The 16265-nt window shown below is 67.7% G+C and carries 13 protein-coding genes and 1 pseudogene; 9 read left to right on the forward strand and 5 right to left on the reverse strand.

Annotation, left to right across the window (positions count from 1 at the left end):
• Window positions 1–41 precede the first annotated feature (41 nt).
• The 5 genes from VGT00_02125 to VGT00_02145 form a co-directional block, all read right to left on the reverse strand.
• A complete protein-coding gene (locus VGT00_02125) occupies window positions 42–965 on the reverse strand; it encodes an ABC transporter permease (protein HEV8530196.1) in 924 nt (307 codons plus the stop codon).
• 8 nt (window positions 966–973) lie between these two features.
• On the reverse strand, window positions 974–1933 hold the full coding sequence (locus tag VGT00_02130; protein HEV8530197.1) for an ABC transporter permease: 960 nt from the start codon (window positions 1931–1933) through the stop codon (window positions 974–976).
• A gap of 37 nt (window positions 1934–1970) precedes the next feature.
• Window positions 1971–3635, reverse strand: coding sequence for an ABC transporter substrate-binding protein (locus VGT00_02135; GenBank protein HEV8530198.1), 1665 nt, complete (start codon window positions 3633–3635; stop codon window positions 1971–1973).
• A 161-nt stretch (window positions 3636–3796) separates the two neighbouring features.
• On the reverse strand, window positions 3797–4846 hold the full coding sequence (gene trpS, locus VGT00_02140) for a tryptophan--tRNA ligase (protein ID HEV8530199.1): 1050 nt from the start codon (window positions 4844–4846) through the stop codon (window positions 3797–3799).
• Between the two features lie 225 nt (window positions 4847–5071).
• On the reverse strand, window positions 5072–5500 hold the full coding sequence (locus VGT00_02145) for an EamA family transporter (protein HEV8530200.1): 429 nt from the start codon (window positions 5498–5500) through the stop codon (window positions 5072–5074).
• Window positions 5501–5804: 304 nt separating this feature from the next.
• Between VGT00_02145 and VGT00_02150 the strand changes: the two genes are divergently transcribed.
• The 9 genes and pseudogenes from VGT00_02150 (at window position 5805) to VGT00_02190 (ending at window position 16254) form a co-directional block, all read left to right on the forward strand.
• Window positions 5805–7019 carry an ABC transporter substrate-binding protein gene (locus VGT00_02150; GenBank protein ID HEV8530201.1) on the forward strand — a complete coding sequence of 405 codons (1215 nt, stop codon included), beginning with the start codon at window positions 5805–5807 and terminating at the stop codon, window positions 7017–7019.
• 147 nt (window positions 7020–7166) lie between these two features.
• Window positions 7167–9011 carry an ABC transporter permease gene (locus tag VGT00_02155; GenBank protein HEV8530202.1) on the forward strand — a complete coding sequence of 615 codons (1845 nt, stop codon included), beginning with the start codon at window positions 7167–7169 and terminating at the stop codon, window positions 9009–9011.
• Window positions 9011–9775 (forward strand): annotated as a pseudogene (locus tag VGT00_02160) (ABC transporter ATP-binding protein). Before VGT00_02155 ends, VGT00_02160 begins: the two are co-directional and overlap by 1 nt.
• A gap of 9 nt (window positions 9776–9784) precedes the next feature.
• Window positions 9785–10474, forward strand: coding sequence for an ABC transporter ATP-binding protein (locus tag VGT00_02165; GenBank protein HEV8530203.1), 690 nt, complete (start codon window positions 9785–9787; stop codon window positions 10472–10474).
• A 9-nt stretch (window positions 10475–10483) separates the two neighbouring features.
• Complete coding sequence (locus tag VGT00_02170) at window positions 10484–11659, forward strand: amidohydrolase family protein (GenBank protein HEV8530204.1); 1176 nt, start codon at window positions 10484–10486, stop codon at window positions 11657–11659.
• Window positions 11660–11882: 223 nt separating this feature from the next.
• Complete coding sequence (locus VGT00_02175) at window positions 11883–12452, forward strand: amino acid synthesis family protein (protein HEV8530205.1); 570 nt, start codon at window positions 11883–11885, stop codon at window positions 12450–12452.
• The gene (locus tag VGT00_02180; GenBank protein ID HEV8530206.1) at window positions 12449–13435 is read left to right on the forward strand and encodes a TIGR03619 family F420-dependent LLM class oxidoreductase; all 987 of its coding nucleotides are present in this window, start codon (window positions 12449–12451) and stop codon (window positions 13433–13435) included. Before VGT00_02175 ends, VGT00_02180 begins: the two co-directional genes overlap by 4 nt.
• A 99-nt stretch (window positions 13436–13534) precedes the next feature.
• The gene (locus tag VGT00_02185) at window positions 13535–15784 is read left to right on the forward strand and encodes a xanthine dehydrogenase family protein molybdopterin-binding subunit (protein HEV8530207.1); all 2250 of its coding nucleotides are present in this window, start codon (window positions 13535–13537) and stop codon (window positions 15782–15784) included.
• Entirely contained in the window at window positions 15781–16254 is a 474-nt protein-coding gene (locus tag VGT00_02190) for a CYTH domain-containing protein (protein ID HEV8530208.1), read from the forward strand. The genes VGT00_02185 and VGT00_02190 overlap by 4 nt, the downstream gene beginning before the upstream one ends.
• Window positions 16255–16265: the final 11 nt, after the last annotated feature.

Genomic DNA, 16265 nt, shown 5'->3' on the forward strand with positions numbered 1-16265 from the left:
GCTCTTTCCCTACGGCGTTGTTTGCCTCCCCCGCGGCCCGTTCAGCCCACCAGCCGTCCCCCACCCCCGCGCAGGCGGGGATCCAGGAGGTCGCGCAACGCGTCGCCGAACATGTTGAAGCCGAAGACGGCGAGGGAGATCGCCGCTCCCGGGAACAGCGCCATCCACGGCGCGTGGAACATGAACGAGCGGCCCGAGCCCGAGAGCATCCCACCCCACGACGGATACGGCGGGGGAATGCCGAAGCCGAGGAATGAGAGCGCGGACTCGGCCAGGATGACCGTGCCCAGCCCGATGGTGGCCAGGATGATGATGGTGGCCATCACGTTGGGAAGCACGTGGCGCAGGATCACGCGGGCGTGCCCGGCGCCGAGGGCGCGAGCCGCCTCAACGTAGGGGTTCTGCATGGTTGACAGCGCGGTCCCGCGGATCACGCGGGAGGTGCCCGCGGCGATGAGAATCGATAGCGCGAGGATCAGGTTCAGGAGGCCGGGCCCGAGGGCAGCCAGCAGCGAGAGGACGATCACCAGCGGGGGGAAGGACATCCAGGCGTCGACCACGCGCTGGACCACGATGTCGTAGGCGCCGCCGAGATACGCGCTCGACACCCCGATGACGGCGGCGAGCAGCGTCGCCAGGGCGACGGTGGCGAACCCGACGGTCACCGAGATCCGCGCGCCGTAGACCACGCGGCTCCAGACGTCTCGCCCGATATTGTCGGTGCCCATCCAGTACTGGACGCTGGGCGGCTTCATGCGGGCGCCGCGGACCGACTCGTCGTACGGGTAGGGCGCGATGCGATCGGCGAAGGCGGCCATCACGAGCAGGCCGACGACGATGACGGCGCCGATGGCGCCGAGCGGCTTGCGGCGGCAGAACCGGAGGAACCCCGCGAGGGCGCCGGGCAGCCTGAGCGGCCGGGACAACGTCTCGGGGACCGGAATGCTCTCGACCGAGTTGGCCATCGAGCGCCTCAGTACCGGATGCGCGGATCCATCACGGCGTAGGTCAGGTCGACCAGGAGGTTGGTCGCGACGATGATCAGGACCACGAGGAGGTTGATGCCCTGGATCACCGGGTAGTCGCGCTGGATGATGGCCTCCACCAGGAACTGCCCCATGCCCGGCAGCCCGAAGATCTGCTCGATGATCACGGCGCCCCCGGCGATCTGGGCGACCTGCAGGCCGAGCACCGTCACCACCGGGATGATGGCGTTCTTGAGACCGTGCTTGAACACGACCACGCTCTCGCGGAGCCCCTTGGCCCAGGCGGTGCGGACGTAGTCCTGCCGCAGCACCTCGAGCAGCATGCCGCGGGTCAGCCGCATGATCCCCGCCGCCGAGGCGATGCCGAGGATGATCGCGGGCAGGAGGAACTGGAGGAGGTACCCCGCCGGATCGTTCGACAGGTCGGTGAACCTCATCAGCGGGGTCCATCCCCACCACATGGCGGGGAGCAGGATGACCACGATCGCCTTCACGAAGCTCGGGATGGACAGCCCGAGGATGGCGCCGCTCCGCGCGAAGAAGTCGAGCACGCCGTCCTGGCGAACCGCCGACACGATCCCGACCGGGATGCCGATCAGGATGGCCACGGCGATGGCCATGCCGCCCAGCGTGAGCGTCACCGGCAGGCGCCGGGCCAGCTCGCCGAGCACCGGCCGGCGCGTCCACAGCGACTCGCCGAAGTCACCGCGGGTGATCTTCCCCATCCACGCGACATACTGCACGGGGATCGGCCGGTCGAGCCCGAGCTTGGCCCGAAGCTCCGCCAGGTCCTTGCCGTAGGCCTTTTCCTCGAGCATGAGCTGGACCACGTCCCCGGGGATGAGGCGGGGCAGCGCGAACACGATCACCGATGCGAGCAGCAGCGAGGGGATGGCGATGAGCAGCCGCTGGAAGACGTAGTTGCGCACGCGCGGGTCGGGGGCCACGCCGCCACGCCCGCGGGCGGCGCGGCCCCGGCTCCTCTTACTTGTCGATCCAGGCCGCCATGAGCCTTCCGCCGTAGTCGAAGCCGTTGTTCGGCATGTAGTTCTTGATGTAGGGCTCCCAGGCCGAGACGACCTTGACCGATCCGTTGACGCCGAACAAGGCTTGCTCGGCCAGGTACCGCTGGATGTCGTAGACGATCTGCTTGCGCTTGACCACGTCGAATGTCCGGCGCTGCAGGTTGATCATGTCGGTCAGCTTGGGGTCGTTCACGTTCATGACATTGAGCGGCTGGCCGGGCATGTAGGGGCGGTAGAAGTAGGCCTCGGGGTCGGTCCAGGCGCCCCGGAGCCCCAGGTACAGGTGATCGAACTTCCCGTAGATCGTGCTGGAGATGAAGGCCCCGTACTCCTTGAGCTTCAGCTCGGCGTCGATGCCGGCCGCCTTCCAGTTCTTGACGGTGATCTGCACGCCGTCCATGAAGTCGGGGCCGTAGCCCGTGCCGGGCGCCTCCACCTGCGTCTTGAACCCGCTCGGATGGCCGGCCTCGGCCAGGAGGCGCTTGGCCTCCGCAGTGGAGTGCTCGTAGAGCTTCCGCCCCTCTGGACCGAGCTGGTCGATGGGGATCGACCACTCCGCGGCGGCGGCCGGGACCGCGGGGTTGGGAGTCCAGTGGCCCTGGGAAAACGCGTTCGACTCGAAGATCTCGGCCAGGCTGACCGCGCGGGAGAGCGCGCGGCGGACGCGCACGTCGTTGAACGGTGGCTTGTCGATCTTCAAGCCGGTGGCTCCGCTGGTGAACCACGTGTACTCGGCGGTCTGCAGCCCGGGCTTCCGCTGCTTGGCCACCGCCAGATCGAGGCGGCGGACCACCTGCTGGTACTCGGGGCCGAAGTCGATCTTACCGGAGAGAAAGGTGGCCAGGCGGGACGACGGGTCCTTGTCGATGACCACCTCGACGCCGTCGGCGTACGGGAGCCCCGGGACGAAGTAGTTCGGGTTCCGCACGTAGACGAGCCTCACGTTCGGCTCCCAGCGATCGAGCATCCACGGCCCGGTGCCTACGACCGACTCGGCCTTCTTGAGATCGCCGAACTTCTCGACGCACTCTTTCGCGACGATCCACGTCGACGTCGAGGCCAGCAGGTCCAGGAACCAGGCGTTCGGCTCCTTCAGCGTGAACTTGACGGTGTGCCTGTCGATGACGTCGATCCTGTCGACGTACTCCAGCACGGGCTTATTGCCGTTTCCCGTGATCGTGAGGAATCGCTCGTAGGTGTACTTGACGTCGTCGGCCGTCAGCTCGCGTCCGTTGACGGGGGGCTTGGGGTGCCAGCGGACGCCCTTCTTCAGCTTGAAGATGTAGGTCTTGTCGTCGGGCTGGGTCCACGACTCGGCCAGGTCGGGCTCGATCGGGTAGGTCATCGGCTTCACGGACGGGCCCGCCTTCACCTTGACCAGGCGGCTATAGGCGAAGGAGAGGGGGATCTGCGTCAGGAACGAGATGCTCTGGTGCGGGTCGAGGCCGGTGACGGGGTCGCTCTGCAAGGCGAGGCGCAATGTCCCGCCCCGCTTCGGCGTCTGGGCCCTGGCCGCTTCCGGGGTGAGGAGGCCAGCGCCGATGGCGAGGCCGGCGGCGGCGGTGCCAGTGGCCTTGAGGACATCACGGCGGGTGATGGCGGTTGGAAACGGTGGACGGTCCATGATCGCACCCTCCTCAGCGGCCACGATGGAGGCCGCGATCGCTGTCCGGACGCTTTCCTGGCCTCGGGGAGACGATGAACGCGCCCCGGGAGATTGGCGCGATACTGCTCCGTCGCCGGTTGCCCTGTCAAGGCCCTGTGGGCAAGTTGTGCTGCCGCTCCTCATCGGCGTGGGGGCTCGATCGCTTGCGTCGGCTCGGTCTCTGCCCTGGGCTCCCTCTCATAGTCGAGATGCATGGCGTAACGCACCTCCGACACTGTCCGCCGCACGACGGCGCGGCCCCGCTCCGTGCCCTCTCTGAGGATCCGCATCACCCGCTCGGGGTCGCGGGCGAGCTCTCGTCGGCGGGCCCGGATGGGCGCGAGCAGACGCTCGAGCACCTCGATCAGGTGATGCTTGACGGCCACGTCTCCCAGCCCGCCCGCGCGGTAGCGCTCCTTCAACGCTTCGAGCGCCTCCCGGTCGGTCTCGAAGGCGTCGAGGTAGGTGAACACCACATTGCCTTCGATCTCGCCGGGGTCTTCGACCCGGAAGTGGCGAGGATCGGTATACATGCGCATGACCTTGTGGCTCACGACATCCTGCGGGTCCGAGAGATGGATGGCGTTTCCGAGCGACTTGCTCATCTTGGACTGGCCGTCGATGCCCGGCAGCCTGGAGACCCGGCCCACGAGGGCCTCGGGCTCGACGAGGATGGCTCCGTAGATGCGATTGAAGCGGCGCACGATCTCCACTGTTTGCTCGATCATGGGCAGCTGGTCCGCTCCGACCGGCACGAGGTGCGCCTTGAAGCCGGCGATGTCGGCGGCCTGGCTCACGGGGTAGACGAGGAAGCCGGCCGGGATGTCCCCGCCGAAGCCCTTTTGCCGGATCTCGTCCTTGATGGTCGGATTGCGTTCGAGCCTGGCCACGGTGACGAGGTTCAGGAAATAGCCGGTCAGCTCGGCCAGCTCGGGTATTCCCGACTGGACCACGATGGTCGCGACCTCGGGGTCGATGCCGGCCGCGAGGTAGTCGAGGGCGATCTCGAGAATATTGAGATGGATCTGCTCGGGCTGGTCGGCGTGATCCGTGAGGGCCTGCAGGTCCGCGATGAGCAGATAGGTGTCGTACGCCCGCTGGAGCTCGATCCGGGCGAGCAGGGAGCCCGCGTAGTGCCCGAGATGCAGGGGGCCTGTGGGTCGATCGCCGGTCAGGATAGTCTGTCTCATGGCTCCTCCAGCCTCTCGCGGGGCGGCGGTCTCATGAGACGACGAAGCCGCCCGGGGGGAGGCGGCTCGTGATGAATTCGCGCTGCGACTAGCTCACGGAAAGCCGCCTAGTTCGGCGGCCACCACCAATCCTGTCGTGAGCGTGCGCGCGCATCGGCCTGCATGGGGGGTATCTTGCCACGACCGGACCAGGCTCGTCAATGCGCGGCCATGGTCGGTAGTGTCTCAGTTTGATCTGAGTAAGAAGCTGCCAGCTGCGATCAGCCCTATCGCGAATAGCTTCGTCCAGGTGAAGGGTTCCTTCAAGAACATAAACCCAACGAGCAGCACCAAGACCGTCGATGTACCCCCGATCACGAACGACGACGTCACTCGGAGTCCGCTCGCATAGGCCAACAGCGTGAACAGGTTTACGCAGGCGGTCGCCACCCCTACCAGGACCATGAAAGAGAACCCCTTCATGGAGAAGGCGACGGGCGTACCGGTGGCCCTGATCGAGAGCGTCACCATTGCGGTTATGAGGAAGGCAATGCCAGTGATTATCGCGGTACCGAGTGCGGGATGAATGCCTGGTGATGCCATCCGGGCCCCGATGATGTATGTGGCCATCGACACGCCGGCGAGAAGCGCATACGCGAAAGCGAGATTCAACATGATGGCTCCTAGTCAACTAGCCGGGCGACCTCTTCCAGAGACCACACGTGATCCGCCTTCCCGGCTTCCATGGCCGGGGTGACCCGCAGGGGAGCTTGGCAAGCTGTCAGGTCTCGGGGCCTCTCTGGAAGCTTCGCCACGGCCGGAGTATGCCACAGCTAGGCATGGAGCTTGCCGAGCCTCAGTTTCCAAACTGAGACACTACCCCCGAACCCGCACCGTATAGCTCGGTCATGGTCAGTGCTTGCGACATCCGAACGCATCTGCTTTACTCATGCGCAACGCGACCTCCGGGGAGGCCTCCATGCGAGCACGACGGCTCTGGTTTTTGGCTACCGCAGCTCTTGCCCTTGCCCTCTGCGCGGGCGCGGCGACCGCCCAGTCGCCCATCAAGATCGGCGAGATCAACTCCTATAGCGGCATCGGCGCTCCGTTCACGGGGCCGTACCGCGCCGGCGTCGAGATGGCCGTGGAGGAGATCAATGCCAAGGGCGGCGTCCTCGGGCGCAAGCTCGAGGTCGTCTTCCGCGACGACAAGGGGCAGCCCGCGGAGGCGGTCAAGCATGCCCAGGAGCTCGTCGAGTCCGAGAAGGTGGCCCTGATCGCGGGCACCTTCCTCTCAAATGTGGGGCTTGCCGTCTCGGACTGGGCCAAGCAGAACAAGACCATGTTCGTGGCCGCCGAGCCCCTGACGGAAGCGCTCACCTGGGCCAAGGGGCACGACTACGTCGTCCGCCTCCGCCCCAATACCTACGAGCAGGGGCGCATGCTCGCCGAGAAGGCGAGCAAGATGAAGTACGTGAAGTGGGCGACCATCGGCCCCAACTACGAGTACGGCAAGCGGGCCTGGGAGACCTTCCGTGACCGGCTCAAAGAGCTGAAGCCGGACGTGCAGGTGGTGGGCGAGCACTGGCCGACCCTCGGCAAGATCGAACCCGGTCCGCTCGTCACGGCGATCATGAGCCAGAATCCCGACGCCCTCTACGTCTCGCTCTTCGGCAGCGACTGGCTGGCCTTCGTGCGCGAGGCGCAGAAGCGGGGGCTCTTCCAGAAGACGTTCGTGGTGGGCATCCTGCTCGGCGAGCCAGAGTACATCGACCCCCTCAAGCTCGAGGCGCCCGAAGGCAATCTCGTGACCGGCTACCCCTGGTACGACATCAAGAGCCCGGCGCACCAGGACTGGGTGACGCGCTACACCAAACGGGGCGACAAGCATCCGGTGCTGGGCTCGCTCATCGGCTACGTCACCTACGTCTCGATCGCGGAGGCGATCAAGAAGGCCGGCGGCACCGACACGGCCAAGCTCGTCCAGGCCTTCAAGGGCCTCAAGGTCGAGACTCCCATCGGCCCCATCACCTTCCGGGCCTCGGACGGCCAGTCGACCATGGGCGCCTGGGTGGGCACCACCAAGCTCGATAGCCAGCGCGGCGTGGGGGTCATGGTCAATCACGAATACATTCCCGGCGAGAAGGTGCTGCCCTCCGACGACGAGGTGAGGAAGCTCCGCCCGGGCTCGTGAGCTGAAGACCGCCCCCTCATGATCTCAGCCCTCGCCTCATTCGAGGCGAGCCTCGGCTCGAAGTGCGGCCCTCTCCCCCGATTGTGGAGAGGATTTCTTGACTCCCTCTCCTCTCTGGGGAGAGGGGCGGGGTGAGGGGAGCCGCCCGTGTCGCTTCTCCCGCTTCTCCTCGTCCAGTTGCTGAGCGGTCTCGCCAACGCGATGTTCCTCTTCCTCATCGCGTCTGGACTGTCGCTCATCTTCGGGGTCACCCGGATCGTCAACTTCGCCCACGGCTCGTTTTACATGCTGGCGGCCTATCTCACGTACTCGCTCACGGCGGCCCTGCCCTTAGGGCCCAACGCCTTTTACGCCGCCGCGCTGCTTGCCGCGCTTCTCGTCGCGGGGCTCGGCGGGCTCGTGGAGGCGCTGCTCCTTCGCCGCGTCTACCGCGCGCCCGAGCTCTACCAGCTCCTGCTGACCTTCGCGCTCGTCTTGATCGTGGCGGATGCCGTGCGCTATCTCTGGGGCGCCGACAACAAGACGGGGCCCGCCGCCCCAGGTCTGAGCGGCTCCGTGTCCATCGCCGGACAGCTCTTCCCGAGCTATGACCTCGCCGTCATCGTCTTCGGCCCCCTCGTCGCCCTCGGGCTCTGGGGCCTTTTCCATCGCACGCGCTGGGGTGTCCTGATCCGCGCCGCCACCCAGGACCGCGAGATGGTCGCGGCCCTCGGCGTGGATCAATCGCGCCTCTTCACGGGCGTCTTCATCCTCGGCTCCTTCCTGGCGGGACTCGCGGGGGCGCTCCAGGTGCCGCGGCTGGCCCTGACCACCGTGATGGACACCACCGTCATCGTCGAGGCCTTCGTGGTGGTCGTCATCGGGGGCATGGGATCGGTGTGGGGGGCGCTGCTCGCCTCGCTCCTCATCGGCGTGCTCAACGCCTTCGGTGTTCTCGTGCTGCCCAAGATCTCCATCGTGCTCATCTTCGTCGTCATGGCCGTGGTGCTGATCGTGAGGCCCTGGGGTCTCCTGGGGCGGCCGGAGATCCAGCTGCGCGCGGCGGGGGGCGCCGTGGCCGAGGTGAGGCCGTCACGCGCCGGCCGATCATGGAACAAGGCATGGCTCGGGGCCGGAGTCCTGCTGCTCGCGGCGCTGCCGTGGGCGCTTCCGACCTTCTGGGCGTGGCTCGTCGTGGAGATCTTCGCCTTCGTGCTCTTCGCGGCGAGCCTCCACCTGCTCATGGGCCTGGGCGGCATGGTCTCGTTCGGGCATGCCGCGTATTTCGGGATCGGCGCCTACGCGGCCGCTCTCCTCCTCAAGCTCGCGAGCTGGCCCATGCCGCTGGCCTTTCTCGCGGCCCCCCTGGTGGCGGCGCTGGCCGCCGTCGTCTTCGGCTACTTCTGCGTCCGGCTCACGAGCATCTACTTCGCCATGCTCACCCTCGCGTTCGCCCAGATCGTCTACGCCGTCGTCCATCAGTGGGACGAGGTCACGGGGGGCGACAACGGCGTACTCTCCGTCTGGCCCCCCACATGGCTCGCCTCTCCCATGCGCTACTATTACTGGTCGCTGGCCGCGACCCTGGGGGGAGTGATCCTGCTCCGCGTGGTCGCCGGTTCGCCGTTCGGCCTCTCCCTGCGGGCGGTGCGCGACCATGCCCGGCGCGCCGAGGCCGTGGGCATCAATGTCCGGCTGCTGCAGTGGACGGCGTTCATCGTGGCGGGGTTCGTGGCCGGCCTCGGCGGCGCCGTCTTTGTCTTCCTCAAGGGAAGCGTCTTTCCCGTCTACACCGAGACGCCCATGTCGGTGCAGCCTCTCGTCATGGTCCTGCTGGGCGGGGTGGGCTCGCCCTCGGGTCCGCTGATCGGCGCTGCCGTGTACAAGCTCCTGGACACCGTGATCACCCGCTACACCGATTACTGGCAGTTCGTGCTGGGCGGCATCCTCATCCTCCTGGTCCTGGCTTTTCCCCGCGGCATCGCCGGCGCGCTTCGCCCGAGGCGTCCATGATGACGGACTCGCTGGCGACCGGGCCCGTCCTCGAGACGCGGGGGCTCTCGAAGGCCTTCGGCGGGGTCCAGGCGGTGGCCGCGGTGGACCTGGCGATGCCGCGCGGCGAGGTCCGGGCTCTCATCGGCCCGAACGGCGCGGGCAAGACCACCTTTTTCAATATGCTGACGGGCCAGCTTCGGGCCGACGCGGGCGAGGTGCGCTTCAAGGGCGAGCTTCTCTCCGGCCTTCCCCCTCATGCGGTATGGCGCCGCGGCGTGAGCCGTACCTTCCAGATCACCGCGACCTTCTCGTCGCTGACCGCGCTCGAGAACATCCAGGTCGCCCTGTAGTCTCACCGTCACGAGACCTATGCGCTCCTGAGCCGGGCGGCCCGGCTCGAGGTGGGAGCGGCGCGGACGCTTCTGGCTCAGGTCGGGCTCGAGGGGCAGGCGGACAGGCCGGCGGGGGTGCTCGCCTACGGTGATCTCAAGAAGCTCGAGCTCGCCATGGCCCTGGCCAATGAGCCCGATGTGCTGCTGCTCGACGAGCCGACAGCCGGCATGGCTCCGGCCGAGCGCGGCGCCCTGATGGCGCTCACCGAGCGAATCGCGCGCGCGCGCTCCCTCACCGTGCTCTTCACCGAGCACGACATGGACGTGGTCTTCTCCGTGGCCGACCGTATCATGGTGCTGCACCAGGGTCGGGTCATCGCCGAAGGCAGCCCCGACGAGGTGAGGGCCGACCCGGAGGTCCAGCGCGTGTATCTGGGGGATAGCGAATGAGACGCGCCCGTGCTGACGCTTGACGGCGTCGAGGCGGCCTACGGACCTTCACGCGTGCTTCACGGCGTCTCTCTCGAGGCGCGCGAGGGCGAGGTGGTGTCGCTCCTCGGACGCAATGGCGCCGGCAAGTCCACCACGCTCAAGGCCACCATGGGCTTGGTGGATGTCATCGGCGGCTCGGTGCGTCTCGACGGCCGAGAACTGAGGGGATTGCCGACCCACGAGATCGCCAGATTGGGTGTGGGCTGGGTGCCGGAAGACCGGCGCATCTTCAGCGATCTCAGCGTGGAAGAGAATCTCCTGGTCGGGGCCCGGAGCGCGGGAGGGCAGAGCGTCGATCGCGTCTATGAGCAATTCCCCGCCCTCGGACGGATGGCGGCGCGGCGAGGGGGAAGCCTCTCGGGCGGAGAGCAGCAGATGCTCACCGTCGCGCGCACCCTCATGGGCCATCCGCGCATCCTCCTCCTCGACGAGCCGTCGGAGGGGCTGGCCCCCGTCATCGTCCAGGCCCTCGGCCAGCAGATCGCCGCGCTCAAGCGGGAGGGCTTGACCATCGTGCTCTCCGAGCAGAATCTCAAGTTCGCGGCCCGGCTGGCCGATCGGGCCTACATCATCGAGAAGGGCCAGATCCGGTGGGAAGGGCCCATGGCGCGGTTGATGGAAGACGAAGTCGTCCGCCGCGCGTACCTCACCGTTTAGGGAGCTCGCATGAAGACGCTGATCAAGAATATCGGCGTGATCGTCTCCGGCGACATCGCGCGCCCGCTCCTCGAGGGCGACAGCATCGCCATCGCCGACGGCCGGATCGCCGCCGTGGGGAAGGGGCTCGAAGATCAGGCCGACACCGTCATCGACGCCAAGGGCAGCGCGGTGATCCCCGGGCTCATCGATTCGCACTGTCACCCCGTCTTCGGCGACTTCACCCCGCGTCAGCGAACCATGGACTTCATCGAGTCCGGGCTCAACGGCGGAATCACCACCATGATCTCGGCCGGCGAGGTGCATCTCCCGGGGCGACCCAAGGACATCGTGGGCCTCAAGGCCCTCGCCGTGGTGGCCGCCAAGGCCTACGCCAATCTTCGGCCGGCCGGGGTCAAGGTCCACGGCGGGGCGCCCATTCTCGAGCTCGGCCTGGTCGAGGCGGACTTCGCCGAGATGGCCAAGCACGGCGTCAAGCTGGTCGGCGAGATCGGCCTCGGCTCGGTCAAGACCGGCAAGGACGCGGCGCCCATGGTCCGCTGGGCCAAGAAGCACGGCATGACCGTGACCATTCACACGGGGGGGCCGTCCATCGCGGGCTCGAACCCCATCAGCGCCGAGGTCGTGCTCGAGGCGGATCCTCACGTCGTCGGTCATATCAATGGCGGCACGACCTCCATGAGCGAGCGCGAGATCGACTCGCTGGTGGCGACAAACATGGCGCTTGAGATCGTCCACTGTGGCAATGGCAAGACGGCGCTGCACACGCTGGAGCGGGCCACCGAGGCCAAGGCGCTTCACCGCATCATCATCGGCAATGACGCCCCGTCGGGAACGGGCGTGGTGCCCCTGGGCATCGTCCGCGTGATCGCACATCTCGTCTCGCTGGGCGGGGTGAGCGCGGAGATCGCGATCTGCATGGCCACCGGGAATACGGCGCGCGTCTACAATCTGCCCGTCGGGGTCATCGCCACCGGCCGCGAGGCGGATCTCTGCATCGTGGACGCGCCCGTGGGATCGGTGGGCAAGACGGCCCTCGAGGCGCTCAAAGCCGGCGACCTCTTCGGCATCTCGATGGCCCTCATCGACGGACAGATCAGGATAGGGCGCAGCCGTAATACGCCGCCGGCCGCCCGCGCCGCCGAGGTGATCAAAGGGCACGGCCCCTCGGGAGGAGGACACTAGACTTTCGAGCTGAGCCGCTGCCCCGCATTTCGAGTTGAGCGGTGGCCGATGGCCGCCGCGAGACGAGAGCTGAGTTGATTCGAGGTGAGTGGCGGCCAGCGGCCATCGCGAGACGAGGGCTGAGTGGAGCGCGCAGGCCGCAGTTCGAGCTGAAGGGCGAAGCCCTGAGGCGAGGGCTGAGTGGATCAGCGGCGAGGCGAGTGCTGAGACAAGGAGAAAGATTATGCATATCCGGAAGCTGCTGACCGTGGTGGAGGAGATCTACGAGGACGGCGGGAAGAAGGCGGCCAGGCCCATCAAGAAGGTCGCGGCCATCGCGGTGATCGAGAACCCCTTCGCCGGACGCTTCGTGGAGGACCTGCAGGAGCTCGTCAAGACCGGCGAGGAGCTGGGCGATCTCCTCGGCCGCCGGGCCGTGGCCGCCCTCGGCGCGCCCGCCCATTCCTACGGCAAGGCCGCCATCGTCGGCGAGCAGGGCGAATACGAGCACGCCGCCGCCATCCTTCACCCTACCCTGGGCGCTCCCTTTCGCGCAGCGGTGGGCGGGGGCCAGGCCATCATCCCGTCGACGAAGAAACTTGGCGGGCCCGGCGCGACCATCGACGTGCCGCTGCACTACAAGGACGCGGCCTTCGTCCGGACTCATTTCGACGCGATGGAGGTGCGCCTGGGGGACGCTCCGCGCGCCAACGAGATTCTCGTCGCCCTCGTCGTCACGGATGGAGGCCGGCCTCACCCTCGCGTGGGAGGCCTGACCGTCGACGAGGCCAAGAAAGAGGACGGGTTGAGATGAAATTCGGACTCCGCATCCCGAGCTTCGCGCTCGGGCCCCAGACGACGACCCTGGCCGAGATGGGCGCCTATCTCCGGCGGGCCGAGGACCTGGGCTTCGATTCCGCGGTCAGCATCGATCACCTGCTGCAGACCCCGCCCGCCTATGCCTGCACCTGGCTCGAGCCCGTGGCGCTCCTCTCCGCGCTGGCGGGCGTGACGCGCACCATCAAGCTCGGCACCATGGTGCTGGTGCTGCCTTTGCGCAATCCCGCCTACTTCGCCAAGGAATGGGCGACCCTCGATCTCCTGTCGGGCGGCCGCAGCATCCTCGGGGTCGGGGTGGGCTGGCACGAGGAGGAGTTCGGGCTCATGGGCATCCCGCACAAGGAGCGGGGGCGCCGCATGGACGAGATGCTGGAGCTCGTGACGGCGCTCTGGGCCGGCGACAACGTCACGTATGCCGGCAAGTACTACCAGGTCAAGAACCTGACCATCGATCCCAAGCCGGCCCAGAAGCCGCACCCGCCGATCTGGATCGGCGGCGGCAGTCAGCCCTTCGAGAAGGTGTACGGCCAGACCGTGACGAACATCGATCCCGTGCTCATGCGGATCGCCAAATACGCCAAGACCTGGGTGCCTCACTCCTCCGCCACGGCCGACATGGTCAAGGACGACTGGGACAAAATCCAACGCTTCATGGTGGGGCTGGGCCGAAAGCCCGACGACATGACGAAGGTCTATTCGAATTTTGTGTACGTGCTGAAGAAGGGCGAGAAGCCCGAGGTGGCGGCGCCCCACTTCGAAGTCTACTCGGGCATGGACTTGCCCTACTGGCAGGAATACTACCTTCTGGGCGAGGCCGAGCCGGTGGCCGAGAGGATCCGCGCCAAGGTTGCCTCTCTGGGCGGCTGCGAGCACATCGTGCTCAACCCGCTCAACTGGGGGACAGAGCAGCTCGAGCTCCTGGCCGGCGAAGTCTTGCCGCGGGTCGCCAAGCCCTGACGGCTCAGGTCGGCGCGTGAGCTCGGCCACGGTGCCGCGCTGAGCACGGCCCCTCGCCTCACCGGCGCGCGCGTCAAGCGCGTCGAGGATCCGCGCTTCCTGACCGGGCGGGGCGCGTACCTCGACGACCTCCAGATCCCGGGATTGCTTCACGCGGCCTTCGTGCGCAGCGCCCATGCGCATGCCGTGCTCCGCCACGCCGAGGTGGGTCTCGCCCGAGGGACGCCCGGGGTGGTTGCCGTTCTCACCGCGCATGATCTGGTGGAGTGGGTGAGCCCGCTCGCCCCGCGACTGGAAGGCGGAGGGTTCTGGCCTACCCGGTGCCCGGCTCTCGCGGTGGATCGGCTTCGCTTCGTCGGCGAGCCGATCGCGACGGTCTGCGCGGTAAGCCCGGGCCAGGCCGTGGACGCGGCCGAGCTCGTGGCAGTGGATTGCCAGCCCCTGCCCGCGGTTGTTGATGCAGGGTCGGCGCTCGCGGCGAACGCGCCCCTCGTCCATGAAAGCGTCCCTGGAAATATTCTGTTCCATCGCGACTATCGTCACGGCGACGTCGAGGGAGCTTTCGCGCGAGCGCACGTCGTGCTGGAAGAGCGATTCAGCCATGGACGCTGCTCGGCGGCGCCGCTCGAGCCCCGCGGCCTCATCGCCTCGTGGGCGGGCGAGCGGCTCACCGTCTGGACGGGCACCCAGGCGCCGCACATCTATCGCGCGGCCCTTGCTCGCGCGTTCGGCGTGCGTGAGGATCAGGTCCGGGTGATCGTGCCCGATACGGGTGGTGGCTTCGGCCAGAAGATGCACGTGCTCTCCGAGGATCTCGCCGTGGCTGCCCTCGCCTGGGTGACCGGGCGTCCCGTCAAGTGGATCGAGACACGCCGGGAGAACCTGGCCTGCGCCTCTCAGGCCCGTGAGGGGCGCGTGGACCTCGAGGCGGCCGCGGATGCGCGTGGCATGCTTCTGGCTCTGCGCGCCCGTGTCGTCTCTGACAACGGCGCATATCACGTCTATCCGCTGACCGCCGCTCTCGAGCCGCTCGGCATTGCCGGGATCATTCCCGGGCCCTACCGCACGCCGGCCTACGAGTGGGAAGCCATGGGCGTGGCGACCAACAAGCCGCCCCTGGGCGCCTACCGCGGCGTGGGGATGACCATGGGCGCCTTCGTGATGGAGCGCACCCTCGATCTTCTGGCGGAGCGGCTCCGCCTCGACCCGGCCGAGATCCGACGCCGCAACCTGGTCCCGCGCGACGCCTACCCCTTCAGGTCGGCGGCGGGCTTTCTCTATGACAGCGGTGACTACCCGAAGGCGCTCGAGATGGCTCTGGAGCTGGCCGACTACGAGGGCCTGAAGCGCGAGCGGGAACATGGACGCGCGCGCGGGCGTCTCCGCGGCGTGGGGATTTCCTGCTACACGGAGTACACGAGCATGGGCTCGGCGACCTTTCGGAGCCGCGGCATGAGCGAGGTGCCCGGCCACGAGGCGGCGCGCGTCTCCATCGAGCGGGACGGCGCCGTGCATTGCCGCCTGACCATGCCGTCTCAGGGACAGGGACACGCCACCACGGTGGCCCAGATCGTGGCCGACGAGCTCGGCGTGCCGCTCGAGAGCGTGGTGGTCAGCCAGCCGGACACCGACACGACGCCGGCAGGCAGCGGCACCTTCGCGAGCCGAGGGGCGGTGGTCCAGCGGGGCGCGGCCGGCGCCGCGGCCGTCTCGCTCCGCCAGAAGGTGCTCGATCGGGCGGGAGCGCTCCTGGAAGCAAATCCCGCTGATCTCGAGCTTCGCCACGGTCGGGTGACCGTCCGAGGCGTGCCCGACCGCGGCGTGACGGTGGCCGAGGTCGCCGGCGCGGCCGGCGAGGGGACGCTCGCGGTGACGGAAGAGTTCGATCCGCCCGGACCGACGTTCTCGGGCGCCGTCCATGTCGCCTCCGTGGAGGTCGACGCCGAGACCGGGCGCGTCGTGCTCCACCGCTACATCGTCGTCGAGGATTGCGGCCCGGTCATCAATCCCGTCATCGTCGAGGGCCAGATTCACGGCGCGCTGGCCCAGGGAATCGGCGAGGCGCTGGGCGAGCGGCTCGTCTACGACGAGTCGGGGCAGCTCTTGACGGGCAGCTTGATGGACTACGCCTTGCCCACGGCGGCCGATCTTCCGCTCTTCACGCTGGGCCACCTGGAAACGCCCTCCCCCCTCACCCCCGGCGGCCACAAGGGCATGGGCGAGGGCGGCACCATCGGCGCTCCCGCCGCCATTGCCAACGCCGTGGCCGACGCCGTGCAACCGCTCGGCGTGCGTGTGATCTCACTGCCCATCCAGCCGGAGGTGCTGACCACGGGGGCGGACCGATGAGCGTCGAGATCGAGAGGAAGTTCCTCGTGACCTCCCTGCCGGAGGCGATGGATCGGTATCCCCATGAGCGCATCGTGCAGGGCTATGTCGTGCTGGGCGCGGACGGGGGCGAGGTGAGACTGAGAAGAAAAGGGCTGAAGCATTTCGAAGCGGTCAAGATGGGTCGGGGGGAAATCCGGTCCGAGCTCGAGGTCGAGCTCACCGCGGCCCAGTTCGATACCTTGTGGGAGGCCACCGCCGGACGAAGAATCGAGAAGACGAGGTACGAGATCCGCCATGCCGGAGCGATCATGGAGCTCGACGTCTACCACGGGGAGCTGGCCGGCCTCGTCACGGCGGAGTGCGAGTTCGCGTCACCCGAGGAAAGTCGGCGCTTCGTTCCGCCGGACTGGCTCGGGAGGGAAGTCACGAACGACCCCGCCTACAAGAACCAGAGCCTCGCGGTTCGTGGACGGCCGCTCGAGACGTAGAGAGCCCGGAG

The organism is Candidatus Methylomirabilota bacterium, from assembly GCA_036002485.1.
GTDB lineage: Bacteria > Methylomirabilota > Methylomirabilia > Rokubacteriales > CSP1-6 > AR37.

What these genes read in the sequence shown, in the direction of transcription:
- VGT00_02125 (HEV8530196.1), bottom strand. Translation starts at nt 965, where the DNA reads ATGGCCAACTCGGTCGAGAGCATTCCGGTCCCCGAGACGTTGTCCCGG.
- VGT00_02135 (HEV8530198.1), bottom strand. Translation starts at nt 3,635, where the DNA reads ATGGACCGTCCACCGTTTCCAACCGCCATCACCCGCCGTGATGTCCTC.
- trpS (HEV8530199.1), bottom strand. Translation starts at nt 4,846, where the DNA reads ATGAGACAGACTATCCTGACCGGCGATCGACCCACAGGCCCCCTGCAT.
- VGT00_02145 (HEV8530200.1), bottom strand. Translation starts at nt 5,500, where the DNA reads ATGTTGAATCTCGCTTTCGCGTATGCGCTTCTCGCCGGCGTGTCGATG.
- VGT00_02190 (HEV8530208.1), top strand. Translation starts at nt 15,781, where the DNA reads ATGAGCGTCGAGATCGAGAGGAAGTTCCTCGTGACCTCCCTGCCGGAG.
- VGT00_02180 (HEV8530206.1), top strand. Translation starts at nt 12,449, where the DNA reads ATGAAATTCGGACTCCGCATCCCGAGCTTCGCGCTCGGGCCCCAGACG.
- VGT00_02150 (HEV8530201.1), top strand. Translation starts at nt 5,805, where the DNA reads ATGCGAGCACGACGGCTCTGGTTTTTGGCTACCGCAGCTCTTGCCCTT.
- VGT00_02175 (HEV8530205.1), top strand. Translation starts at nt 11,883, where the DNA reads ATGCATATCCGGAAGCTGCTGACCGTGGTGGAGGAGATCTACGAGGAC.
- VGT00_02170 (HEV8530204.1), top strand. Translation starts at nt 10,484, where the DNA reads ATGAAGACGCTGATCAAGAATATCGGCGTGATCGTCTCCGGCGACATC.